Origin of the sequence: Mycoplasmopsis anatis, from assembly GCF_900660655.1 — a bacterium.
Taxonomy (GTDB): Bacteria; Bacillota_I; Bacilli_A; order Mycoplasmatales; family Metamycoplasmataceae; genus Mycoplasmopsis; species Mycoplasmopsis anatis.
This window is the reverse complement of record NZ_LR215035.1, coordinates 784,771-810,387: the sequence shown is the minus strand read 5'-3', so window position 1 is coordinate 810,387 and position 25,617 is coordinate 784,771. Positions and strand designations below refer to the sequence as shown.

Here is a 25,617-nt window from a genome sequence, read left to right as displayed (position 1 = left end):
CACCACCCGCTTTAAATGTAATTAACTAGTAAATTAATTTTACTTTTAAGATTGTTTATAACTTTATATTATAAAAAGTGTATCTTATTGGTCTACCACCATAGAAATCATTGAATATTATTTTGTTAGTTTCGTTATTATGAGGTATATCATTAAAAGACACAGTGTTTTTAACATATTGTTTTATATCGAAAATATCATTTTTGTTCTTATTTAAAAATACTTTACTATAGACGTATATGTATGAAAATAATTCAACTTCATCATCAACTTTTTGTGATGCTTTTATAGGCTCTTGAATATTTCAATTTGCACCATTTTTTAACAACCCTAATTGGTTTTTATATTTAGTTAATTCAACTGAATAATTATTAAATGCATTTCTATAGTCTTTTATTTCATTATTACTATTTTTTACTTTAGCTTTATATATTGCATGAATTTGAGTAAATTCACTTAATATATTATTTACTTGATTTTTAAATGATTCATCATTACTTTCATTGATACTTAAATTCAATTCTTCTATGAAATTTTCGCCATCATTGTTTATTAAATTACTATATTCTCAAGAGTAATTGTCTACATACTTTGTTATATTTAAGTTAAGAATAAATCCTTCATTAGTTAATAAATAAAATTGGTATGTATCAGAATAATCTTTTATTGACTCAATTTTATATGTGTAATCTATAAAAATATTAGATTTAGGAGTGTAGAACATTCCAAGTTCCATTCCGTTTTTCTTAGCTTCTAGTGAAGTCTCATCAGTTGATGAAACAAATTGATCAAAAACAGGGAAGTTTACAAACTCAATTTTTGTTAAGTTAAACAAAAGTCAAAGTCAATTTTTACTCTTAGCTTCTTCTAAAAATTTAGATGATTGAGTTAATATGTACGGTCTTTCAGAAAAAAAACCGCCATCAAGTCCAAAACCTAATGAAACATTATTTGAAAAAATTAAACTTTTCTTAAATTCTTCTGCATACTTAGTGTTTTGGATTAGTTGAAATTGTGCATTAATAAATTCAGTTTTTTTAGTATCGTCATCAAAAATTAAATTCAAAATTTTACTTATTGATTCTTGTTTTATGAAGTTATTTCATTGTTGTTCAAGAACGTAATTTTCATTTTTTATACTAGTTGTAATGATTTCTTTTTTTGTTGAGTATCTTCCTGTGTTTTGACAACTTAATGGCAAAATTGATAAACTGAGTATAGAAAATAATGTAAGTAATTTATTAATTTTCATAATTATCCTTAATTTTTAATATTATTTTTGAAGGAACACCATATCTCAATTTTTCAACTAAATCTGTTTCAAAGCGATCAAAACCAATTTGATCACCATGAACGTAGGCAGAGTGTAAAATATTTGAAATTAATTTGATTGAAATATTATTTGTTTTTGAAAATGAAAAGTATCAAATTCATGGCTCAATTGTTAATTTATTTTTAGAAGTTGAATTTCTACTTATTTTAATTCTAAATATTATTTTATTTTTTGAGAGGTAAAATATGTAATTACTATAACTCTCAGCAGATTCCTCACCTTCTTCAAGTTTGTCTAAGATTGAATTGATAAAGATGACATTTTTAGGTGTTTTTAAATTCCTTAATGAACTTAAGAATTTTTCAGAGTGATAAGAACCAGAATTGTCATCTTTAGGAATTGTTAATCAATTATAAAATTCTCCATAAAATAGATTAATGTTTTTTAATATGAAATATCAATTCTCTGAATAGAATGGAAAAATTTTGTTTTCATAAAAATTATCTATAAACTTTGTTTTGACTTCTTGATCAATAATTGAATTTGATTGATTTTTAGCTTCATCTAATAATTCTTGTAATTTTTTTAGTATTTCTTTTTGATAATTTACATCATTTTGTTGATCCAAAAACTCTCTTCTTTCAACTAGATTATCAGCAAAAACTTTATCGAGCAAATCATTGAGAATTTTTGTTGTTCTTTGTTCTTCAGCGCTCTCTAATTTATCGATATAATCATATTTTTCATCAATTATTTTGCTTAAAGAATTTTTAATCTCTGCTTGATTATTACATGAAACAATACTACCAACACCAAAAAGTGACAAAAGCAACATTATAAATTTTCTTTTCTTAATCATTGATATTTCTCCATGTATATCTAAATATTTTGTTTTCATTTTCTATACTTTGATCAGTTAAAATTGTTTTCATTGTTGTTTCATTTATATCAGCATAAATTGAACTAAAAGTTTTGAATTGATTGAAATCATTAAACGTTTTATAACTATTAAGATGATTGTAGTTATCATAAAAATTTTGGTTATATTCGATATCTTTGTTAATAAGTAATTCCTTGGACTTGATATTTACTTTTTCCAAGTTTAGTAAATTATTTTTAAAATTGTCAACATTTTTGCTAAATGGCGAGTAAAATAAATCTGGAATTAATTTTAAATAATTTTGATTATTTTGAGTGTAAGTTACTACTTTGATAGCCTTGTTATTATCATAAATTAAAAAATGAATTTGTTTATTTTGAAATAAATCTTCTTTATCATTATTTACATTAATTGTTAAGACATCTTGAATTTGATTATTATTAATTGATATTTTTAAGCTTGGATTAAACTGTTCTACATTTTCTAAAACATTCTTAAAATAATCAGTTCCTTGATCATCGAATTTTGAACCGTATGGGTTAAATACAAATTCAAAACTTTTTATATTATCTAATATTCAAAGTCAGTTTTTGTTTATATTATTCTCAAGTATTTTTTGACTTGTTTCTATTAAATTTTTATAATCACTTTGACTGTTGATTAATGAAACTCTTAATGGACTAAATCATACTAGTGCAGATTTTAATTCTTGCTTTTTATTAGCGATTATTTTTGATTGATTGTATATAAAATCCTTTTTTTGTGTTTCATCAGGAAATTGAGAATTGATTAGTTCTTTTGCAAATTTATTTTCGGAAATGAATTTGCTTTCTGTTTTTTGCTTGAGATTTTTATTTATATTTTCTGAATTAGAAGTACAGCTTATTGATAATGTAAAAAAGGAAATGGATGATAGAAATATAAATTTATTTTTTAATAATTTTTTCATAATAAATCTCTTCCAAATTTTTATATTTATCACCGCTATATACTAATTCACCTTTATGAAGAAGTGTAAGACTATCTACAAATGGATCAATTTCAGCTAAAATATGGCTGCTTATGAAGATGGTTTTACCTTCTTGTTTTAATGAATTTAATAATTTGAATAATTCATATCTTGCAGTAGGGTCTAAGTTAGCTGCAGGTTCATCAAGAATTATAAGTTCAGGATCATGGATTAGTGCTTGGATTAATAATACTTTCTTTTTTTGACCTGACGAGAAATAAGAAGGTTTTTTATTACTTAATTCTTCAATATTAAATTTCTTCAATAAATATGAAAGTTTTTCCTCGACTTGATGTTTAGGTAAATTATTTAATAATGCAAGTGATTTTAAATATTCATATGTGGTTAATTCACTTGGGAATTGTGCTTTTTCTGGTACATATCCAATTATTGATTTACTTATCGAAGTTTTATTATTAATTCCTTTTATTAAAATATCACCAACAAAATTATATGTTGCTCCTACTATTGATTTAATAGTTGTAGTTTTACCTGCACCATTTTCCCCAAGAAATGCATGAAAAGACCCACTTTTAACTGTGAAGTTTAAGTTTTTAACACCTACACCATTTTTACTATATATTCTTGTGAAATTTTGGATTTCTAAAACAGTTTCATTCATTATTTATAATCCTTTCTATAGTAGAAATAAGCATTTAATGTTAATAAAAGTGCACTTAAGCCAACTCAAATTAAAGGGTAGAAATTTTTATTTATAACTTGTTTATCACGATGATAAGAATAAACTTCATCAACTGTCTGAAAAAGAAAGTTATCTGATTTTTCAAGTTCATATCTAAAGACTATTTTCTTCTCATCATTGGGATAAGTTTTTACAACTTCTTTGGTAGTGTAGGATGCAAATCCACCTATTTTATAGGTAAAACCGTCTACGGTTATTTCATAAATTCCTGGATTATGATATTCAAGAGGATTGTCATTAAGTAGTAAAGAGTTTAATAAAATTGAATCATTATAACTAAAATAAGCATAATAAATTAAAGAAATTGCAAAATATATTTTTCTTTCAATTTCTGAAGAAATTTTCTTGTTTTGAACAGCATTATTATCAAATAGTGTTACTTGTTTATCTAAATAGTTAAATAATCATGAATCTGAGTTATTGATTTCCTCAACAATCTTGTTAAGTATTTCTTTTTTAATTTGTCTTTGATCTTTTATATTATCTTTATTGATTTTGGTAATTAAATCATTGAAAAAAGCATTTGCAAATTTATTAAAATCATAATTTCTTAAAACTTGATCAATGTGTTCCCAATAAATTTTCCCTATTAAATTATTAGGATTTGAATAAGTAAATTCATCCTCAGGGAAATCTACATCAATTTTATCAGCACCTTCTCTTACATAGATAATGCTTCTGTTTATTAAATCATTATTTATTTTGGAGTTTGATTTTAGTAGTGAAGGAACGATGAATGAATAACTTGAATTATCTGCAGTTTGAAGTTTTATAAGTGATGGTTTATCATCAAGTTTATAAGAAAAATTCAAACTATCATTATTCTTATAATATAAAAGAGAATTGCTGTTTGAGTTATCATTATCCTTTAATATTGTTAGTAGATCACCATTAGAGTTATTTAATATATCTATGAATTGATAAGGAACTGAAAGTCATGATAATACTTGCAACTCTGTTCCTGAGTTCTTAGCATATGCAGATGAGAGTTTTAAATATTCTCTTTGATATGGACTAAATTCTTTTTTTGTAAAATCACCATTAGGTACTATAAAGAACTGATCTTTGTTATTGTTAAGATAAAATTTTTCAACATCAGCTTCATTACTAGAATGATGATATTCATATTTTGTGTTAAGTAAATCTTTTATGAATTTACTTGAATCTTTTGATATTGTTCTGACAAAAACAACTGAAAGTATTGCTGGAGTAGAAAGTAGTAATGGTACAATTATAGCTGCTTTTTGACTTCACTTTATCGAAATTAGACTTGCAATAATTCCAAATATCAAGTATGAAAAGAAAATACTTAAAAATATTGTAAAACTAAATGATAAATAATTTTGATTTGTAATTTTAGCTAGATAGATTATAGTTCATGAAACTCAGTGGAGTGTTGTTCATATAAAACCAATTAATATGAATACCAAAGTTTTTGTTAGTATCATATTCTTGCGTGATATTGGCTTAGAAAATATAATTAAGTCCGTTCCGTTTTTTTCTAAATCACTAAATAAATTTAATGATTTTATACTTGAGTAAAAAATATTAAAAGTTAGGTTTAAAAATAATAAGCTAAAGAATATTGGGGGGTAATAATAGTTGTCTAATTTAATAAAAAGAAATATCAAACCAATTATTAAATTTAACAAAATCATTAATGTTGGAAGTATATAAGTATTTTTCTTTTTAATGATTATTTTTAATAAGAATATAAAATAGTTCTTCATGTTTTCCCTTTCAAAAATGCAAATCAATTATATAATAATATTACACTTTGGTAATTTATTTTAATAAAAAAAATTATAAGCATTTCTGCTTATAACTCTTTATTTATTTTTCATTAGGTCTAGAGAAAACATAATGTCCAGTTTCTGTGACTAAAACATCATCTTCAATTCTAGCTCCTCCCAATCCCTCGATGTAAATTCCAGGTTCAACAGTAATAATCATTCCAGGTTCTAGAATTGTTTCAGATATTTTAGATACACTTGGCAATTCGTGTACATCAATTCCTAATCCATGTCCAGTTGAATGAACAAAATATTCACCATAACCTTTTGACTCAATGTAATCTCTACATACTTTGTCAACTTCTGAAGCTTTCATTCCCGGTTTTACTGACGCTCTACCTAATCTTGCCGCTTCTTTTACAATATTTAAAATCTCTAACATTTTAGGATCTTTAACATTTTTTTCACCACCAAGGATTGAAGTTCTTGTAATATCGGCAGAATATCCTTTATATAATGCTCCAAAATCAATTTTTAATAATGAACCAAATTCTAATTTTTTATCTGTTGGATGGTGGTGAGGTTCAGCAGATGATGACCCTGTTGCCACTATTTCATCAAAACTCTCTTTTTCTGCTCCATTTAATTTAAGTAAGTAATTTAATTTTGCAGCAACTTCTTTTTCCGTCATTCCTGGTTGAACTCATTCCATGAGTTGTTCATATGATTTTAATGAAATGTCCACTGTTTTTTGCATTAATTCTAGTTCATGTTCGCTCTTGTTAATTCTAAGATGTTGAGCATTTATTCAAGTAACTTTTTCAGGATTAATTAATTTATTTAATCAATTTTCAACTGTTTTAGTTAAGTAATTTTCATCAAATGCAACATGTTTATATTGTTTTTGCTTAAAGAAGTCTTTTAATGTTGTTCCTACCATCAATTTAACTTCAACATTTTTAGCATTTTTTGAAACATATTCAATATATCTACCATCTACGAATAAGTAAGCATTATTTTTTTCAATAATTATAACCCCATCAGTTGTTTGAACTCCAGCATATCATAATCTAGTTTGGGGTGCTTCCGAAACATATGCATCTATTTCTTTTGTTTTGAATAATTGTTCTAATTTAGTTCTATTCATTTTTCTCCTTAACTAAGTTAAATTATAAATTAATTTAAAAATAAAAAAGAGCATAGCTCTAATTATTTTTTTTCTTTGTGTGTTGTGTGTGCATTACATTTTGAGCAGTGTTTTTTTAACTCAACTTTTTCTGGATGAGCTTTTTTATTTTTTTTGCTAATGTAATTTTCCATTTTGCACTCTGTGCATTGGAATGTAAAACCTTCTCTAGGCATTTTTACTCCTTTTTTAAATATATTTAAAATAGTACTTGTGTAATTATATAATAATTTCTTTTTTTAATATGCTTATTTTTTAAAATTGCTGAAAAAATAAAAAAATGAAGAACGTATCTTCATTTAGGTCTAGCTTCCTAGAAATGGAGCGAGTGAAGGGAATCGAACCCTCATAGTCAGCTTGGAAGGCTGAAGTTCTGCCATTAAACTACACTCGCGTTTGTTGCTAAATAATTATAACACTAAAATTTATTTTTCAAAAATATTTTTTTAATTTTTTTAATATCTTTATAAAAGACCACTAGACACAACACTTCCTGATGTGGCTGCTGCAATTACGCCCTGACCAAGTTACTGGGTTATTGTTCTAATGGCTCAATTATTATACAATAAATAGTAAATTACGAAAGTAAATAATTTTAGAAATTATCTTTTTTATTTTTATATTAAAAAATAATGTAAAATGTGGAATAAATTTTCATTTTATGGTATGATTTGATTATGAAAACAATTTCTTACAAAGATATTTCGAAAATGGCTCAAGTTTCCATTTCAACAGTTAGTAGATATTATAACAATGGTTATGTTTCTAAAAAAACAAAGGAAAGAATTGATAAAGTAGTTAAACAATTCGAATATTACCCAAATCATGGAGCTAGATTAATCAGAGGTAGAGATAATTCTATATTTGTTATTATACCTGAGTGACCTCAAAATAGCGTTAAGGATATTTGTAATGGTATCATTCAAGCTGCTAAAATACACAAAAGAAAAGTTAATATAACATATTCTGAAAAAGGTGTTAAAGAGTACATTGAGACTGTTAGATTTGTTCTTTCATGAAGACCAAATTCAATTGTTTTATTTTTACCTGAGATTAACGAGGAATTGATTGAATTTATTAAAACTATAGAAGATACTTCAATAGTAATTTTTGGTTATGATGTTGATGATTTATGTTGAGTAAAGATTGACGAAACTCATGCTTTTTATCTTTTAACACACAAATTCTATAATTCTGTAATTGATAACCAAAAAATGGTTTTTGTAAACGATCCAAAATTAAATAAATCAACTTCTGATGATAGAATTGCAGGATTTAAACATGCATGTAATGAATTAAAAATTCAATATGAAATAGTTGATTTAAATTCTAGAGACAAAGTTGCAATTAACAACTTTAACAAACACACTAGAAAAAACAATATTTCAAATATTGTTTGTTCTACACATGAATTGTTTATCGCTCTTAGTGTTTTAGGTGATAAATCACTTAGATTAACCGATATCGGATATCAATCAATTTACGACCATATGAATTCATATAGATCAAAGATTTTCATTGACTATACAAATATTGGGATTGAAATCGAAAACATTTTATGAGTTCACAATATTAATAAAACACCTACATCTAAATTGATTAAACCGTCAATTATTCAAAAATAACAGTTTAGCAAACTGTTATTTATTTCATTAAAGGAGTAACTATGATTAAATTAGGAAGTCATATTTCATTTAAGTCACCAAATTATCTTGTTGGAGCAGTAGAAGAGAGCTTAGCTAATAAAGCAAATTGCATGATGATATATTTAGGAGCTCCTCAAACAACAAAGAGAGTTAGTGTTGAAAAATATTTGATAGACCAATATAATCAATTTTTCAAAGAAATAATTGTACCTGAAGATATTATAGTGCACGCACCATATATCACTAATGCAGCTAATCCTGAAAAATATAAATTTGCCGTAGATTTTTTGATACAAGAAATTGAGAGAATGAATAAAATAGGTGCAAAATATTTAGTATTACACCCCGGAGCATATACTTCATTTGATCCTAAAACTTCATTAGACACACTTGTTTCAAGTTTAAAATATATTATTTCTAAGACTAAAGATGTAGTAATATGCATTGAAACAATGTCGGGAAAAGGAAGTGAAATAGGTATTAATTATGAACAAATAATGTATCTTATTGAAAATGTAAATCATGAGAGAGTACAAGTATGTCTTGACACTTGTCATATATGAGATGCGGGTTATAACATTCAAGATTATGATAATTTCAAAGATGAACTAAAAAGTTCAGGAATATATAAACACATCAGAGTTATTCATTTAAATGACTCAAAAAATGATTTAAATTCTCATAAAGATAGACATGAAAATATCGGTGAAGGAAAAATCGGTTTTGACACACTTTACAAAATAGTCCATGACCCAGATTTTGATAATATACCAATAATTCTTGAAACTCCTTGAGTGGATGATAAACCAATTTATGATCAAGAAATTAAAAAATTACTTGGCAAATAATAACTAATTCTTTATTATATTTAAAATTTTAATTTCTTGTTTATTAAAAAAAATGTGCTAGAATATTAATGCGTGGTCGCGTAGCTCAGCTGGATAGAGCACGAGCCTTCTAAGCTTGTGGTCGGAGGTTCGAATCCTCTCGTGATCGCCATTTTTTATTTTAAATTTTCATTTGATAATACGAAATGATTAAATAAAAACACCATAAAAATTAAACTAGGACAACGAAAGTTGACAAAAAATTATTTTAAGACATCATTGCAAATTGCTTTGGTGTTTTTCAATTTAAATTTGATTGTATTCTTTCATTATTATAATAATTTATGAATTTTTTTATTTCATCATTTAACATTTTTAACGTTAAATTTCTTACATTCAAATCTCTAATGAATTCAGTTTTCAACACCGAGAACCAATATTCTACTTCTCTATTATCCAGACTATTACCAATTCTTGAGTATGAAGTTCTTCCATTCAATGATTTGACTTTATCTATAAATCTTTCGTTTGTATATTGAAATCCATGGTCCGAATGAACTATAAAAGTTTTATTATTAAAATTATTTTTATTTAAATTATCCATAACTAAGTCAAGATCATTGTAAAAAGATAGTTGAAATGATTCAACTAATTTAGATCTATGATCAATAATCACAGAAAGATAAACGTGGTTTTGGATTGCATCTTTTGTAGCAGGCAAGTATGTTATATCAGTACACTTAATGTTGAGATTTTGAGAATCGTTATAATCTCTTTTAACTAAGTCTTCTCCTATGTAATTAATATCTTTTATTTCTTTTGTTCTTCTACGTTTTCTTATTTCTGAATTTAAGTTGTTTTTGCTAAGAAATCTCCCTAAAGTTCTTTCATTTAATACTATATTAAAGTCATTTTGCATGATTTTTGATAATTTAGCTCTGCCTGCATTTTTATGTTTTCTTCTAGCTTCTAAAATCTCTTCTCTATATTTTTCAGCTATTGTAGAATTTCATTTTTTAGTTGAACAATCTCTTTTTCTTGCATTATAAATAGATTGTCTTGAAATCTTCAATAATTTAGAAATTTTAGTAATTAATGTTTCAGTTAATGCTTTTGATTCTTTTGTTTTTTCTCTTTTAGGCATGTCTTTAGTTATCTCAACATATCTTTTAGCAATTTCTATCAATTCTTCTCTCTTAAAATCACTTCAATCAATTTCTTGATCTTTATTTTCTTTTCTGGGTCTTCCACGTTTCTTCATCTCACTAGGATGTTTTTTGCTTGTTAAAATGTATTCCATACCTTTATTATAAACTTTTGCTCTATATTTTAATGTTCTAAAAAAAGTTCTTATCCCGTTGGCTTTTAACTTTCAGTGCCCAGAAAAATTAATATATTTTTCAAGGATTATCTTTCTAGATAATCCATTATTCCAATCATTGATGAGTTCGAATCAATGATTGGAAGATAAATGTTTTCCCATATTTCCTCCAATAAAAAAAGTTGACATTTATTTGTCAACTTTTTGTGTCCTAGTTTAAATGGTGTTTATAAATTAACTAATTAGCTTTATTTAAGGCTAATTGAACCAATGTTTTCATCATAGGTCCAAATGGTTTTCCACCAATGTCTGCTGTTCCAGCTACATCTAAATGGATATATTCAACATCTTCTGTAAATTCTTTTAAGAACATTGCTGCACTTGATGAACCTGCTCCAGCACCTGAAAGATCGGTGTTTTTTAGATCTGCAACATGTGAATTTCTAATTTCTTTAGCAAATTCTTCATCTAAAGGCATTCTTCATACTAATTCATCTTGTTGTTGAGCAGCTTTACTTAATTCTTCTCAAGCTTGATCGGTTGTTGTTCAAACTCCTGTATATGTTGAACCTAAAGCAACTACTATAGCACCCGTAAGAGTAGCAACATCAACTAATCTGGTAGCTTTTAGATTTCTTACAGCATAAGTTAATCCATCAGCCATTACTAAACGGCCTTCGGCGTCAGTGTTGTTGATTTCAACACTTTTTCCATTCATACTTGTTCATACTGAATCAGGTAATGATGCATCACCATTAACTCTATTGTCAGTAATACATAAAATTGCAGCAACATTAACTTTAGGTTTTAATTCTGAAATTGCACCAAGAGCATTCGCAACAATAGCAGCTCCAGACATATCGAATTTCATACCTAACATACTTCTTCCAGGTTTTAGACTATATCCACCTGAGTCAAAAGTAATTCCTTTTCCAACATAAACTGTTTTTTCGTTAGAATCAGGATCTCCATTATATTCAACAACTACAACTCTAGGTTCATAAACACTTCCTCTGTTTACAGAAAGAAGTAATCCCATTTTTTGTTCTTCAATTTGTTTTTTATTTAAAACAGTAATTTTTAAGTTCTTGTTTTTTGATAATTTTTCAACAACTTTTTCTGCCATTCATTCTGAATTACAAATGTTTGGAGGTGTGATTTGAAGTTCTCTAGTAAAGTTTAAGTAATCTGATAAAACTAATGTTTTATTTAATTCTGATGAGTATTCTGATTCGTTAGATGATGAGAATAAGTGTAATTTAGGTTGTTCATCTTTTTTATTTGTTTTAGCTGTTCAAAGCTCAGCTCTAACAAAATTTATTCCACTTACAAAAGCTCTAACTATTTCTGAAATATTTAGTTTTTCTGTTACGAAACTGTCTAAATCAATTTGTGTTTCAACTATAGATGATAATGCGAATTTTTTAGCAAAATCACTAACTGTTTTGAAATCTAAGTTAGATCTTTCATCTAGATAAACATATGCTAAATCATCTGCAAAATAATTTGTAACTACTGATTTTTTTTGCTCTAAATTTTTAGGTAATTCGTCACCCTTAAAAATAGCTTTAAGAGTTAAAATATTTGCTAGTTTCTCTTTTTGTATATTTTTAATCATTTCAATTCCCTTCTTTTATAGTAACATTACAATTTTACCTTTTTAAACAAAATTTAACTTAAATAGTTGTTATATTTGTTTTGTATATTTCTGATTATTATATTTCTTTTAAAAGTTGAATATAAATTCATTTCTTCTTCATCTTTAATGAGTTTCTTTTCAACTTTATTTAGTGAATTTATAAAATTTATAAAATCAATTCTAGATAATTCCATATTTATCTCTCTAGGAGTTGAAAAATCTTTTATCTCACTTTCCAGTTCAATTGGCAATAAAGATTCTTCAAAAAGATTTTGTTTTTTTAAATATTCTTTAATACAACTAAGAGAACAATATTTTAATGAACCCATTAAAAATTCTTCGGCATTAGTTATATTTAAATTTCTGCTATTTATTATCTTTTTATAAAGAGAATAAACTATTTCACTAAATAAATAATCTTTATATTTACTTATGAAAAAGAATTTTATAGACCATAAATTAATTTTTTTATTAATAATTTTCCTATATTTTTCTTCTAAGATACTTATTAAAAAACTACCAGTAATTTTAGTTAGTCCTATTAAATTCAAATATTTCAATATTTCAACATTTATCAACTCAGTAATGTTTTTATTCATTTTGTTTTTTTATAATTTCAAAAAGTAAGATACCAGTGGCGACAGAAACATTTAGCGATTGAACGGTCCCGAATTGGTTTATGTGAACTAACTGATCTGCTTGTTTTAGCGTTGTTTTAGATGAACCACTTCCTTCATTGCCTACAACTAATGCTGTAGGAGTGTTATATTGAATTTCACTGTATGAAATAGAATTTTGTTCTAACGCAGAAACGTAAATTCAAAATCCATCTTTTTTTAGTTTTTCGATTGTTGATTGGATGCTATTAACTCTAAAAATTTTCATGTTAATAAAACCACCAGAGGAAGTTTTTAATGCTGTAGAATTTACTTCAACACTTCTATCTTTGGGGATGATAACATGCTTAACACCGGCTGCGTTTGCAGTACGAATAATAGCACCAAAATTATGTGGATCTTGAATATGATCTAAAATCAGTATTAAATTTGGTTTATCATTAATTAATTCATCATAATTTGAATAATTAAATTCGTTCAATTCAGCAATAAAACCTTGATGATTTTCACAAGTTAATAAATCTAATGTTTGCTTATCAACAATATGATACTTAATACCTTTTTCTATTAGTAACTCCTCATTCTTATTATTTTGTAGTCAAACTTTTTTTATTGGTCAATTGTTGGTAATTGCATCCAAAACAGAGTTTTTTCCACACACTAATAATTTTGACACATTAGGAGTTTTTTGGAGTTCTTTTTTATTTTTGAAATTGTTAAATTTATTATTTTGTTTATTCATTTTATTCTCACTTAAAAACTTTTTAACTTAATAAATTAGATTAATTCACTTGTGTATAAAATTTCTCTTAATTTATCTGCTTCTGCGTAATTTTTTTGTGCTAATTTTTCTTTTCAACTAAAATAGGTTTTTTTATAAAATTCTAAGTTTTCAATTGTTGTATTAAAACCTAAAGAGTTAAAAATTTCAATTAAAGTTATAACATCATTTGAACTATTATTTTTATTTATATTTTTAATTAACTCGTTAATTTTTCTAGTGGCAATTGCAAAATTATTGTTATATACTTCATTTAAAATATTGTTTAATAATTCTGTGTTTACATCTACTTCTACATTATTAATAAGTAAATAACTAAAAAGTATTTTTCTAAATTTATTTAATAAAACTTTAGAGTTATAAATTGTTTCATCGTTAAAGTCTAAATCACCAGAAATTTGAGTGTTTAAGATCATCATGCGGTAAATATCTGGGTTGTATTTATCTAAAAACTCTGACGCTAAAATAAAATTATTCAATGATTTTGACATTTTCTCACCGTTAATTTTAAGCATTCCAGTTCTGATTCATTTTTTTGCTAAGTTTTTATCAAACATCGAATAGTGTTGTATATTTTCATTTTCATGATGAGGAAAAACTAATTCAATTCCACCACCATGAATATCTACACCTTCACTACCAAAGTGTTTGTAGATTAATACACAACATTCAGTGTGTCATCCAGGTCTTCCTTCACCAAATTTAGATGGGTATTTTACTCCAATATTTGTTTTTTTTCACAAAGCAAAATCTGCTGGATTATTTTTATTGTTGATGTTATTTTCGTCTTCAAATTGCATTTTTTCAATGTTTTGATTTGACACGTTTCCATAGTGAATTTTGTTTTTTTCAACGTCAAAATATACATTGTTATATTTATCTAAATATGCATTTTTAGAATTTACTAATTTTTCAATATATTCATTTATTAAATCCAAATTTTCTGTGACGTATTCAAACTTATCAACCGATATGATATTGAATTTTTTTAGCAATTCAATGTATTCGGTTGCATATTTAGTTGAAATAGCTGTTTCGCTGACGTTTTCATCGATGGCTCTTTTGATTATTTTATCGTCAATATCAGTGATATTGTGAACAAAGTAAAATTCTTGACCAATCTTTTTTCCTGCCCTAATTATAATGTCAAAAGTTAAAATTGGCCGGATATTTCCTATGTGCACTGAATTATAAACTGTAGGCCCACAAACATATATTTTTTGCATAACATATATATTTTATATAAAAAAGAATAAAATAAGTTAAAATATAAAAAATATATGTAAAAGAGGTAAAAAATGACCAATATCAACTCTAAAATTAAAGAAATTTTAATAAATATTATTGCTGATTTTCAAAAAGAAGAAATCATTTCTCAAGAATTAAATTTAGCTGAATTAAATTTTATTTTAGCTGAACCTAATATTCAAAAAGATGATCAAACTAAATATAATTATGCAACAAATATTGCTATGGTTGTAAAGAGATTTTCAACAAAAAATCCAATGGAATTAGCTGAGTTAATTCAACAAAAATTAATTTTAAATGAGCTAATTGAATGTGTAGATCTTGCCAAACCAGGATTTATTAATATTGTTTTATCTAATAAAGCATTTTTAAGTATATTAAATAATGTTTTAGATAGCAAAATTAATTATGGTTCAAATCTTTTTGAAAATACTGATAAATATATAGTTGAATTTGTTTCTGCAAATCCAACTGGTTTTCTTCATGTCGGTCATGCAAGAGGAGCAATTATTGGTGATACTTTAGTTAGAATTTTAAGACATGTTGGATTTGATGTAATCGCTGAGTATTATGTTAACGATGCAGGAAATCAAATTAATGTTTTAATTGAATCAACTAAAGTTAGATATTTTAATCTTTTTGACATTGATCTGCAAATGCCAGAAGATTGCTATCGTGGTCTAGATATAGTCTGGTTAGCTAGTGAAATTAAAAAAGAATATGGTGATGAATTTTTATTAGATTTTGAATTAAAAATTAAGAAATTCAGAGAAATTTGCATTTCAAAATTAATGGATAAAATCAGAGAACACCTTAGAGAGTTAAACGTAAGTTTTGATGTTTTTACAAGTGAATTTGATGATATTTACAACAAAAACAAAATTACACCAATTTTTGACAAACTTAAAAATCACATTTATGAGAAGGATGGTGCAACGTTCCTTAAAACAAGTGAATTTGGTGATGATAAGGACCGTGTTTTAGTTAAATCCGATGGAAGTTATACCTACTTTACACCTGATATTGCATATCACAATGACAAATTAAGCAGAGCAAATAAACTAATAAATGTATGAGGTGCTGATCATAGTGGATACATTAATAGAATGGAAATAGCTCTTGAGTGCTTAGGATATAACAAAGAAGATATGGACATTTTAGTTGTGCAACTAGTTAGATTAATTAAAGATGGGAATGAATTTAAAATGTCTAAACGTGCTGGAACTAGTGTAACTTTAGCTGATTTACTTGAAGCAAGTAGTACTGATGCAATTAGATTCACAATGCTTACTAGAGATGCTAATACTAAATTTGACTTTGACATTGATAAAGCAAACCAAAAAGACATCAATAACCCTGTTTTTGGAGTTCAATATGCACACTCTAGAGCATGTTCATTAATTAAAAAATATGTTCCAAATAGTCCTGAAGCAATTAATGATGATTTTGATGAAAAAACAAAAAAATTGATTATTCAACTTGACATATTACCTGATGTTTTAAGAAGTGTAGCTCAAACCAAAAAAGTTCAACTTTTAAGTAGCTATGTGATGAATTTAGCAAATGCTTTTAACAGTTTTTACTCAAACACAAAAATTTTAGGATCTGAAAGTGAAGCTTCATTAATGATTGTAGTTAAAGCAGTTAAAGAAGTTTTACATAACACTTTAGAATTACTTGGTGTATCAGCTCCTGAGCAAATGTAAAATGAACAAAACAAAAAAAGAGCCTAAAAAGTTAAACTTTATTTTTGGGATGCTTCTTGTAATCGGTTCAAGTATTGGAGCTGGAATATTTTTTAAGTCTAAATCTGTATTAGATTTTAATAACTCAAGCGTAATAATGAGTGGAATTTCATGAGCCATAGCATCAATAATAATTATAATGATGAGCTTTTCGCTGGTTGGAATTTCAGCAAAATCTAAAGGTGATTTAAGTTTTGTTGGTTGATCTAAGTCATTCAATAGTTGAATGACATATCAAATGAGCAAAAACTTTGCATTTTATATCAATTTAACACTGACTTATTTTTTCATGCCACTTTTTGCACTTATGTCAATTCAAGATGGATTAATTGCCTTTAATATTTCGGCAAGTTTTAATACTAAATTTGATTGATTAATTTGAATGATATTAATTCTAATTGTGATATTGTACTTAAGTTTTAGTGCTGGTCTAAATATTAAAATAGCAAATATCCAAAACACAATTACCTTGATATTAAAATTAATTGCTGTATTAATGTCAATAGTTGTTGCAGTAGTTTTCTTCTTTGAAAAAAAGGATCAAATTAACATTGAAATACTACCTAAATACTCATTTGATATAAAAAACACTTTACATTCATACACATTTATTCCTGGTTTAGGAGTTTGTCTTTCTTGAGCCGGAATATTCTTTGCTTATGATGGTTTTTATGTTTCTACTGGAATTGAAAAGGATTTAAGAAAGCCTGAATCTACACCTAAAATTTTATTCTTTGGTTTAACTATCGTAACTATAATTCACTTAATTATGGCAATAGCGATGAGTTTGAATGGACGTGGAGATTTTAAAGAATATTTAGTATTTTTAAGTGAAAAAAATCTATCATGAATCTTTGGTTTAATTAACATTTTTATTGGTGTGGGAGTGTTAGGGATTGTAAATGGATTTTGCATTTTAATTCCACGCTTTGTTGAAGAATTAATCAAAGAAAAGCAAATTCCATATTGACACAAACTAATTAATAAAATAGATCCTAAAAAACCAATTATAGGAATAATTTATTCCTTAACAATGATTGTTCCGATTGTAATTATTTCATTCTTTGTTGGTTCACTTTTATATCCTAAAACTGCAGATGAATTTTTTGATAATTATGGAACAGGAATGTCAAATGTTTATAACTTTGCTAACTTATTGAGTGATTGAATAAGTTTAATTATTTTTGGATTTATAGCAGCGTCATGTTTTGGTTATGCTAGAAGTTTATCTAAAAATAAAAAATGATTAAAAATTATGAATTATTTTATTGTTTTTGTCATTTATTTTGCAATAGCAGCTAATATTTTAAGCATTTTTATTGATTTAAGTCTATATATTTATCATTACAACAATTTATCATCCATAATCACGAATAAAGAGTTGTTAAATTCAAAAATAAATGGATATATAATTTCTATTTCTACCTTAATTATTATGATTTTAATTATGGTAGTACCTGCTATTTTTAATAAGAAAAAACAAAGAAATTAAACAACATTTCCACTAATTAAAAAAAATTAAATATTGATAAAATTAATATATAAAAAATTATTTTATAATTAAAAAAATAAAGGAGCGACTATGAGAACAATGTTAGATATTGCGATTGATTTTGTTTATAATACAGAACACGAAGGTGCTTTTGAATTTAATGAAATTTTTGACGTTGTTGAAGATGAATTAAGAGGATATTGAATTCAAAATTTAGTTAATGACGATTTACCATATGTGAAACTTAGAGAGAGAAAAATTGGTGAATTATATCGTTTATTAACAGTCGACGGACGTTTCATTCGTAATAATAATGGTACTTGAAGTCCATCAAATAAGTAATTATAGTTTGCTAAAAGAAAGGGAATATTTATGGCATTAGTTAACGCAAAAGAAATGCTTAAAAAAGCTAAGGAAGGTAAATACGCAATTCCTCACATTAACATTAATAACCTTGAATGAGCAAAAGCGGTTTTATTAACAGCTGAAGCTGAAAAATCTCCTGTTATTGTCGCAACAAGTGAAGGTGCATTAAAATACATGGGTGGATTTAATGTAGTTGTTGGAATGGTTAAAGGACTTGTTGAAGATTTAAAAATTACTGTTCCTGTTGCTTTACACTTAGACCATGGTTCATATGAAGGTGCTAAAAAAGCTGTTGAAGCCGGTTATACCTCATTAATGTTTGACGGTTCACACTTACCATATGAAGAAAACTACGCTAAAACTAAAGAATTAGTTGAATTAGCTAAAAAACACAACATGTCAGTTGAAGCTGAAATCGGTACAATCGGTGGTGAAGAAGATGGTATTGTTGGAAATGGTGAATTAGCTGATCCAAAGCAAGCTAAAGAAATGGCAGCATTAGGAATTGATGTTTTAGCAGCCGGTATTGGAAACATTCATGGGCCATACCCAGCATCATGAAAATCTTTAAGTTTTGAAACTTTACAAGAAATTTCAAAAGCTGCTGGAATTGGAATTGTTTTACATGGTGGAAGTGGTATTCCAACTGACCAAATTAAAAGAGCTATTAGTGAAGGTGTCACAAAAATTAATGTTAACACTGAATTACAACAAGCAAACCACAAAGCATTACGTGCATATATTGAATCTGGTGAAGATCTTAAAGGAAAGAACTTTGATCCACGTAAATTGTTAAAATCTGGTTATGAAGCTATGTGTCAAACAGTTAGAGACAAAATCCACGAATTTGGTTCAAATAATAAAGCTTAATATCATTACAGGCACTAGCCTGTTTTTTTAATCATTTTTTCAGATTTTTACACACTACCTACTTAATGTGAAAAATAAGAGATAATATAAATTATAAAAAAAGAAAAATCTCTTGTAATTAAAAATAAAAAATGTTACTTGCCACATTAGTATTTGGATAAGTGCTGGTGATGGAAAAAGTTATAAAATTAATAAGAGTTGAAGTATAGATGAATTACTTAGCGAATAAATTCGTCAACTGAGTGAGAAAATTGAGTTACAGAATGATGCAGAAATAAATTAAGGTAGTGTAAAAAAACGTAGAGAATAATTTCTCCACACATTTCTTACTACACTCAAAAATTTATAACTAAGTATATGTAAAATTCTTATGTAAATTTTACAAAAAGCACTAAATTAGCAAAAATAATTGGTTAATTTAATGTTTCTACTTACAACTTGGAAAGTCAGAATAATTAAAAAAAGGAGAGTGAGATAACTTTCCTTTTTGTTTTGTTAAATTTTGCAAGCTTCACATTCCATGTTTTTGAGTTTTTGATCTTCAGATCAATCAATATTTTCCGAACCTTCAAGCACATTTTGGCGAATACGAACATAGTAAATTGAAGCACATTTTGATTTGTAAGCTCTTATGTATGCTTTATTTAGATCTCTTGTTGTTGCTGTATCATTCATAAATAAAGTTAATGAAATAGCTTGATCAATATGCTTTTGCGCTTGGGCAACAATATCAATATAAGGGTTAGGACCTAGTTCATAAGCACCATCTTTATAATATTTGTAGTTATCTTCATCAAGTTTGTATGCAGTTGAGTAAACTCTTCCAATTTTACCTTCCTTACGAACTTCAACTGGCGATACGACAGGTTGAAGTGAAGGTGTACATGATGATAGATATGATATTGAACCTGTTGGTGCTATAGCTAATAAATGAGCGTTTGCAAGTCCATATTTTTTAATTTCTTCAGTTAAATTAATTCAGTCATTTTGTGTTGGTATATAAATATTTTTATCTTTAAAAATTTCTTTAATTCTATCTGTTTTTGGAACATATTCATCGATTGGACATTTAGTATATTTATCAAAATATGATCCATCAGCATATTTAGAAGTAGAGAAGTTTTTGTATGTTTTCCCATATTCTTTAGCTAATCTATTAGATGACTTGAATGAATAGTAGGCTACTATATAAAAGAATATATTTGTGAAGTCAAGCGCTTCTGGAGAATCGTAGTAAATGTGATTTGTAGCTAAAAATCCATGTAGATTCATTGCTCCTAAGCCTAATGCATTATTATTTTTGTTACCATTTTGTATAGAAGGAGCACAACTTAAGTCTGATGTTCTTGAAACGTGGTCTAATGACTTAATTGAATAATAGATAGAATTTTCAAAATGCTCTCCAGAATTCATCATTTTATCAATGTTCAATGAACCTAGATTACAACAAATATCTTCACCGAGTTTTTGAACAGTTAAATCTACATCATAAGTTGTTTCAGATGATGATTGAACGATCTCAGAGCATAAATTAGACATAACTATACGTCCTTGATTTGGATTTCTATCATTTACTGTATCATCAAATAGTAGATATGGATATCCAGATTCAAAATGTAATTCTGCAATTGTTTGGAATAGTTTTCTTGCTGAAATGAAAGTTTTACGAATCTTATCGTTATTTAACATATTGTAATATTCTTTAGTTATTGAAATATCAGCCATTGTTTTTCCGTAAACTTTCGCAACATCGTATGGTGAGAATAAAGCCATTTGTTCATTCTTTTTTGCTAGCTCAAATGTGATATCAGGTATAACAACTCCCATAGCTAATGACTTAATTCTTATTTTTTCGTCGGCGTTTTCTCTCTTTGTATCTAAGTACGAAAGAATATCAGGGTGGTGAACATTTAAATAAACCGCTCCCACACCTTGTCTTTGGCCAAGTTGATTAGAGTATGAGAATGAGTCTTCCAAAATCTTCATAACTGGAATAACACCAGTTGCTTGATTTTCAATATTCTTGATAGGAGCACCAAATTCACGTAAATTTGTTAAACATAATGCAACTCCACCCCCACGTTTTGACAATTGAAGTGATGTTGAAATTCCACGAGCTATAGATTCCATATTATCTTCAACTCTTAAGAGATAACATGAAACAAATTCTCCACGTTGTTTTTTACCAGCATTTAAGAATGTAGGTGTGGCAGGTTGAAAACGTCCACTTAAAATTTCTACTAATATATTTTTTATATCATCAAAATTACCATAACCCAAAAATAAAGCATTCATTAAAACACGTTCAGAATAATCTTCTAAATATTCTTTTCCATCAAAGGATTTTAAACAATATGCATTATAAAACTTTACGGCACCCATAAAAGAAGGGAAATGATGGTCGAATTCAGCAATAATTTTGTATAACTCTTCAAGTTGTTCTTTAGTTACTTGATTAACTATTTCTGCTTCATAATAGTCATTATCGACTAAGTATTTCATTCTCTCGTGAACGTTATTAAATTTTCTTGTTTTAGGCTTTACATGAATTTCCATGTATTTTTCAACTGCTATTTGATCATTTTTCGCAGAGTCTTTACCCTCATTTAATTTTGTTAAAGCATTAAACGCCAAGTACTCATCTGCTTCTTTAAAGAATTTTGTATTGTTAGCCATTATTTTCCCTTCTTATTTATTTCATAATTTTTTGATTTTTTCTCTAACAACTTCTACATCGTGTTGTGTTCCTAAAAGTTCAAAAATGTGTAATAAAGGAACTTCAAGTTTTTTAGATAATACAAATCCAGCCAACGCATAAGTATCACCAAAATTTGTATTTCCGCTACCTATTACAGCAACACAATGTTTTCTATTGTTTTCATTGTTTAAGAATTTTATAACTTGTCTAGGCACGCTACCCTTAAAGTCACCTAATCCACCTGAATATGTAGGTGAAATTAAAACATAATCTCGATTAATATTAATGGATTCTTCCATATCCATAGGTATTCTAGTTGCAGTGATACCTAGTTTATCACAAAACTTTTTAGTGTTTTCTGATGTTGAAGAAAAATACACAACATGCATTTCACCTGTAGGTATTTTGTTACTTAATACTTGTTCTTTTTCCATAATTAAAACTCTCAATCTTCATCTTCTGTTTCTTCAGTTACACCCATAACATATGAACTTCCATTGCCTGAGAAGAAGTCATGGTTTTCGTCTGCTCTAGCAGATAATTGTGCAAAAACTTCTGGTGAAATTTTTGTTTCTTCAGGTGTAAATGGAGAGTCATATCCGCAATTTTGTAAAAATTTACCTGCGTTGTAAAGACTAAATGCAATAGCTTCATCAGCAAGTCCAAAACCATCATATAAATCTCTTAGGAATTCTTCTTCCAATTCAATTAATTTAAATAATGTGTCGTAAACGAACTTTTTGTATTCTTGTTGTTTTTCTGGTGAAAGTTTTTCAACTTTTTTACGATATTTATAACCAGAATAATAATTGTGTAAAACTTTATCTCTTAAAATAAGTCTTATAATATCGCTAGTATTAGGTAATTGAGCTCTAGCTGAAAGATAAAAAGGTAAGTAAAATCCTCCATAAAGTAAGAATCCAGGCATTAAAGCCGCTGCGATTTTAGACTTTAATGGATCATCAGATGTGTAAAATGGAATAAGAAATTTTGCTCTTGCTTGTAATTTCTCATTATTAATTACTCATTCATGTGCCTCTTCGATTTCTTCAGAGGTATTTAGTGTTGAAAATATAGTTCCATAACTACGTGCATGAACACCAACCATAAATGCAAAATTGGCATATATAACTTGTTCATGGTCAGTTAATGCATTAGGAATTTGTGCGGTATCTCCCAATGTAGCTTGAATTGTATCAAGTAGTGTTAAACCAGTAAACGTTCTGGTTACTAGTTGTTGTCATTTTTTGTCCATTTGATTTCAAGACTTTAAGTCATTTGATACAGGAATCTTTTCTGGTAATCAGAAGTTTTGTGTTACTCTTGTTCAAACTTCTAAGTCTTTTTCATCATTAATTACGTTTCAATTAACTGCTCTTAGTGGTCCAGTTTGACCATTTTTAACAAAATTAAGAGGGTTATTTGATTTTTTGTAGTACTCATTATTCATAAAATTTGTCCCTTTCGTTGTGTGATTTTGTTATTATTGTATACCAAACAAACTAACTCAAAATGAGAAAAAAATAATTTTTTATTTTCATGACTTTTGAACACAAAAGTTGTCAAAGCTTAACCCTTTAAAAAGTTAAAAAAAATAATAATTTAATTACGTTTTTACCATCTTTCAAAAATGTAAGATATGAAAAAAATTATTCCATATGGAAAAAGTATGAAAACAAAAAAATTGAAAAATGTTTTATAGTTTTTATGTACAATAAACGTAGAAAAGGTGGATAAAATGAAACAATATTTGGAATTATTAAGAAATGTAAAAACAAACGCTTTAAGAAAATCTGATCGTACAGGAGTAGGTACAATTAGTATTTTTGGTACACAAACTCGTTATGATTTACGTGATGGATTTCCCTTATTAACGACAAAGAAAATGGCTTGAAAAGCTATTGTTCATGAGTTATTATGATTTTTAAGTGGTGATACAAATATTAAATATTTAGTAAGAAATAATGTTAATATTTGAAATGAATGACCATACGAAAATTATAAAAAATCAAAAGATTTCGGTGGTGAGACATTTGAAGAGTTTGTCAAAAAAATTAAAGAAAATGACTGTTTTGCAGACAAATACGGAAATTTAGGACCGGTGTATGGTAAGCAATGAAGAGATTTTAATGGGGTTGATCAAATTACAGAATTAATAAATGAAATTAAAGTAAAACCATTCTCAAGACGTCTAATAGTTAGTGCTTGAAATCCATCTGAAGTTAAAGATATGGCACTTCCACCATGTCATGCATTTTTCCAATTTTATGTTAATGAAAATAAAGAATTGTCATTACAACTTTACCAAAGAAGTGCAGATTTATTTTTAGGCGTTCCTTTCAATATTGCTTCTTATTCATTATTATTAATGATGATTGCCCAAGTGTGTGATTTAAAAGTCGGAGAGTTTGTTCATACTATTGGTGATGCACATATTTACCTAAATCATTTCGAACAAGTTGACACTCAATTGTCTAGAGAACCACTAGAATTACCTATTGTAAAACTAAATCCTAACATTAAAAATATCTTCGATTTCAAGTTCGAAGATATTGAATTAGTTAATTATAAATCTCATGAAAAAATTAAAGGTAAGGTTGCGGTTTAATGATTAAATTAATTGTTGCTTTAGACAAAAATAATTTAATCGGCAAAGGCAATCAGATGCCGTGACATATAAAGGAAGAATTTCAACATTTTAAGAGAACAACTATTGGTCACTCATTACTGTTTGGGAAAAATACATTTCTTGGTTTGCTTAAGAAATTAAATGGTAGAAAAAACATTGTTTTATCTGAGAATGACATCGAAAATTCTGATTTAACAATCCATAATGAAGAAGAATTAATCGAATTATTTAATAGATTTAAAAATAGCGATGAAGTATTATTTATTGCTGGCGGTAAGACAATTTACGAAAAATATTTTGATTGAGCTGATGAATTAATTATTTCAAGGATTCACAATGAATATGACGGTAATGTTTATTTAAATTTAGATTTAAGTAATTATTATTTAGACAAAGTAGAGTCACATGAATTTTTTGACGTTGAAATATATAAAAAAATAAATAAGGAGCATTTTTATGAAAAAAGATAATGTTCTAAATTGAGATGGATACTTCATGGCACTAGCTAAAGTGTCAGCAATGCGTTCTAAAGATCCTTCAACAAAGGTAGGGGCTTGCATCATTAATAACGAAAAAAGAGTTGTAGCGTTAGGTTATAACGGTATGCCAAAAGGGTTAGATGATGAATTTCCTTGAAACCGTGAAGGGATTTCGCCTAAGGAAACTAAATACCCTTATGTTGTTCACGCTGAGATGAATGCCATATTAAATGCATATCAAAAGTTTGAAAATTGCTTAATTTATACTACCTTATTTCCATGTTCAAGTTGTGCAAAAACATTAGCTCAATCTGGAATAATTGAAGTTATTTACGAACAAGATAAGTATCATAATACTGAAGATGGTTGAATAGCTAGAAAAATATTAAAAATAGCTGGCATCAAAACTAGAAAAATTGATGTTGATACTAGTGTTTTGGTAAATGTAGGTGATAATAACTATAAAGGATAAAGT

24 protein-coding genes and 2 tRNA genes are annotated in these 25,617 nt (G+C 26.9%); 10 read left to right on the top strand and 16 right to left on the bottom strand.

The genetic code is table 4. From position 1 onward, the window contains the following. Positions 1-55 precede the first annotated feature (55 nt). From EXC66_RS03410 to EXC66_RS03375, 8 genes are all read right to left on the bottom strand, one after another. Positions 56-1,252 (bottom strand): aromatic motif membrane protein, encoded by a 1,197-nt coding sequence (locus EXC66_RS03410; RefSeq protein WP_006886733.1) that lies wholly within the window; start codon positions 1,250-1,252, stop codon positions 56-58. Then, positions 1,242-2,132: an aromatic motif membrane protein gene (locus tag EXC66_RS03405; protein ID WP_158004706.1), complete on the bottom strand. Its 891-nt coding sequence runs from the start codon at positions 2,130-2,132 to the stop codon at positions 1,242-1,244. Before EXC66_RS03405 ends, EXC66_RS03410 begins: the two co-directional genes overlap by 11 nt. Next, entirely contained in the window at positions 2,125-3,102 is a 978-nt protein-coding gene (locus EXC66_RS03400; RefSeq protein WP_006886735.1) for an aromatic motif membrane protein, read from the bottom strand. Before EXC66_RS03400 ends, EXC66_RS03405 begins: the two co-directional genes overlap by 8 nt. Beyond that, entirely contained in the window at positions 3,080-3,784 is a 705-nt protein-coding gene (locus EXC66_RS03395) for an ABC transporter ATP-binding protein (RefSeq protein ID WP_006886736.1), read from the bottom strand. Before EXC66_RS03395 ends, EXC66_RS03400 begins: the two co-directional genes overlap by 23 nt. Continuing rightward, the gene (locus EXC66_RS03390) at positions 3,784-5,313 is read right to left on the bottom strand and encodes an ABC transporter permease (protein WP_129622384.1); all 1,530 of its coding nucleotides are present in this window, start codon (positions 5,311-5,313) and stop codon (positions 3,784-3,786) included. The genes EXC66_RS03395 and EXC66_RS03390 overlap by 1 nt, the downstream gene beginning before the upstream one ends. 385 nt (positions 5,314-5,698) lie before the next feature. After that, complete coding sequence (locus EXC66_RS03385; RefSeq protein ID WP_006886738.1) at positions 5,699-6,745, bottom strand: M24 family metallopeptidase; 1,047 nt, start codon at positions 6,743-6,745, stop codon at positions 5,699-5,701. Between the two features lie 62 nt (positions 6,746-6,807). Beyond that, a complete protein-coding gene (gene rpmG / locus EXC66_RS03380; protein WP_006886739.1) occupies positions 6,808-6,960 on the bottom strand; it encodes a 50S ribosomal protein L33 in 153 nt (50 codons plus the stop codon). Between the two features lie 144 nt (positions 6,961-7,104). Continuing rightward, a tRNA-Gly gene (locus tag EXC66_RS03375) sits at positions 7,105-7,178 on the bottom strand. 283 nt (positions 7,179-7,461) lie between these two features. On the opposite strand from EXC66_RS03375, the gene EXC66_RS03370 reads away from it, so the two are divergent. The 3 genes from EXC66_RS03370 (at position 7,462) to EXC66_RS03360 (ending at position 9,429) form a co-directional block, all read left to right on the top strand. Then, on the top strand, positions 7,462-8,409 hold the full coding sequence (locus EXC66_RS03370) for a LacI family DNA-binding transcriptional regulator (RefSeq protein ID WP_006886740.1): 948 nt from the start codon (positions 7,462-7,464) through the stop codon (positions 8,407-8,409). A gap of 41 nt (positions 8,410-8,450) precedes the next feature. After that, complete coding sequence (locus EXC66_RS03365) at positions 8,451-9,278, top strand: deoxyribonuclease IV (protein WP_006886741.1); 828 nt, start codon at positions 8,451-8,453, stop codon at positions 9,276-9,278. A 74-nt stretch (positions 9,279-9,352) separates the two neighbouring features. Beyond that, positions 9,353-9,429: transfer RNA gene (locus EXC66_RS03360), tRNA-Arg, on the top strand. A 96-nt stretch (positions 9,430-9,525) separates the two neighbouring features. Here the strand turns inward: EXC66_RS03360 and EXC66_RS03355 are convergent. The 5 genes from EXC66_RS03355 to cysS form a co-directional block, all read right to left on the bottom strand. Next, entirely contained in the window at positions 9,526-10,740 is a 1,215-nt protein-coding gene (locus EXC66_RS03355; protein WP_129622382.1) for a DDE-type integrase/transposase/recombinase, read from the bottom strand. Between the two features lie 76 nt (positions 10,741-10,816). Then, entirely contained in the window at positions 10,817-12,196 is a 1,380-nt protein-coding gene (locus EXC66_RS03350; RefSeq protein ID WP_006886751.1) for a M17 family metallopeptidase, read from the bottom strand. Positions 12,197-12,249: 53 nt separating this feature from the next. Next, on the bottom strand, positions 12,250-12,816 hold the full coding sequence (locus tag EXC66_RS03345) for a hypothetical protein (protein WP_006886752.1): 567 nt from the start codon (positions 12,814-12,816) through the stop codon (positions 12,250-12,252). Then, the gene (gene rlmB, locus EXC66_RS03340; RefSeq protein ID WP_040544516.1) at positions 12,809-13,510 is read right to left on the bottom strand and encodes a 23S rRNA (guanosine(2251)-2'-O)-methyltransferase RlmB; all 702 of its coding nucleotides are present in this window, start codon (positions 13,508-13,510) and stop codon (positions 12,809-12,811) included. Before rlmB ends, EXC66_RS03345 begins: the two co-directional genes overlap by 8 nt. A 101-nt stretch (positions 13,511-13,611) precedes the next feature. After that, positions 13,612-14,841 (bottom strand): cysteine--tRNA ligase, encoded by a 1,230-nt coding sequence (gene cysS / locus EXC66_RS03335; protein ID WP_006886754.1) that lies wholly within the window; start codon positions 14,839-14,841, stop codon positions 13,612-13,614. Positions 14,842-14,913: 72 nt separating this feature from the next. Here cysS and argS point away from each other — a divergent pair, with 72 nt between their 5' ends. From argS to fba, 4 genes are all read left to right on the top strand, one after another. Then, positions 14,914-16,569 (top strand): arginine--tRNA ligase, encoded by a 1,656-nt coding sequence (gene argS, locus EXC66_RS03330; RefSeq protein ID WP_006886755.1) that lies wholly within the window; start codon positions 14,914-14,916, stop codon positions 16,567-16,569. A gap of 1 nt (position 16,570) precedes the next feature. Beyond that, positions 16,571-18,100 carry an amino acid permease gene (locus EXC66_RS03325; protein WP_006886756.1) on the top strand — a complete coding sequence of 510 codons (1,530 nt, stop codon included), beginning with the start codon at positions 16,571-16,573 and terminating at the stop codon, positions 18,098-18,100. Positions 18,101-18,190: 90 nt separating this feature from the next. Continuing rightward, on the top strand, positions 18,191-18,442 hold the full coding sequence (rpoE, locus tag EXC66_RS03320; RefSeq protein WP_006886757.1) for a DNA-directed RNA polymerase subunit delta: 252 nt from the start codon (positions 18,191-18,193) through the stop codon (positions 18,440-18,442). 30 nt (positions 18,443-18,472) lie between these two features. Then, on the top strand, positions 18,473-19,336 hold the full coding sequence (gene fba, locus EXC66_RS03315; RefSeq protein WP_006886758.1) for a class II fructose-1,6-bisphosphate aldolase: 864 nt from the start codon (positions 18,473-18,475) through the stop codon (positions 19,334-19,336). 495 nt (positions 19,337-19,831) lie between these two features. On the opposite strand, the gene nrdE is transcribed toward fba, so the two are convergent. The 3 genes from nrdE to nrdF are packed head-to-tail and all read right to left on the bottom strand — an operon-like array spanning position 19,832 to position 23,484. Continuing rightward, on the bottom strand, positions 19,832-22,012 hold the full coding sequence (nrdE, locus tag EXC66_RS03310; RefSeq protein ID WP_006886759.1) for a class 1b ribonucleoside-diphosphate reductase subunit alpha: 2,181 nt from the start codon (positions 22,010-22,012) through the stop codon (positions 19,832-19,834). 12 nt (positions 22,013-22,024) lie between these two features. Further along, entirely contained in the window at positions 22,025-22,468 is a 444-nt protein-coding gene (gene nrdI, locus EXC66_RS03305) for a class Ib ribonucleoside-diphosphate reductase assembly flavoprotein NrdI (protein ID WP_040544520.1), read from the bottom strand. Positions 22,469-22,470: 2 nt separating this feature from the next. Then, positions 22,471-23,484, bottom strand: coding sequence for a class 1b ribonucleoside-diphosphate reductase subunit beta (gene nrdF / locus EXC66_RS03300; protein WP_006886761.1), 1,014 nt, complete (start codon positions 23,482-23,484; stop codon positions 22,471-22,473). Positions 23,485-23,772: 288 nt separating this feature from the next. Between nrdF and EXC66_RS03295 the strand changes: the two genes are divergently transcribed. The 3 genes from EXC66_RS03295 to EXC66_RS03285 are packed head-to-tail and all read left to right on the top strand — an operon-like array spanning position 23,773 to position 25,614. Then, complete coding sequence (locus tag EXC66_RS03295) at positions 23,773-24,642, top strand: thymidylate synthase (protein ID WP_006886762.1); 870 nt, start codon at positions 23,773-23,775, stop codon at positions 24,640-24,642. Continuing rightward, the gene (locus EXC66_RS03290) at positions 24,642-25,133 is read left to right on the top strand and encodes a dihydrofolate reductase (RefSeq protein ID WP_006886763.1); all 492 of its coding nucleotides are present in this window, start codon (positions 24,642-24,644) and stop codon (positions 25,131-25,133) included. The genes EXC66_RS03295 and EXC66_RS03290 overlap by 1 nt, the downstream gene beginning before the upstream one ends. After that, positions 25,120-25,614: a deoxycytidylate deaminase gene (locus EXC66_RS03285; RefSeq protein WP_006886764.1), complete on the top strand. Its 495-nt coding sequence runs from the start codon at positions 25,120-25,122 to the stop codon at positions 25,612-25,614. Before EXC66_RS03290 ends, EXC66_RS03285 begins: the two co-directional genes overlap by 14 nt. Positions 25,615-25,617 lie beyond the last annotated feature (3 nt).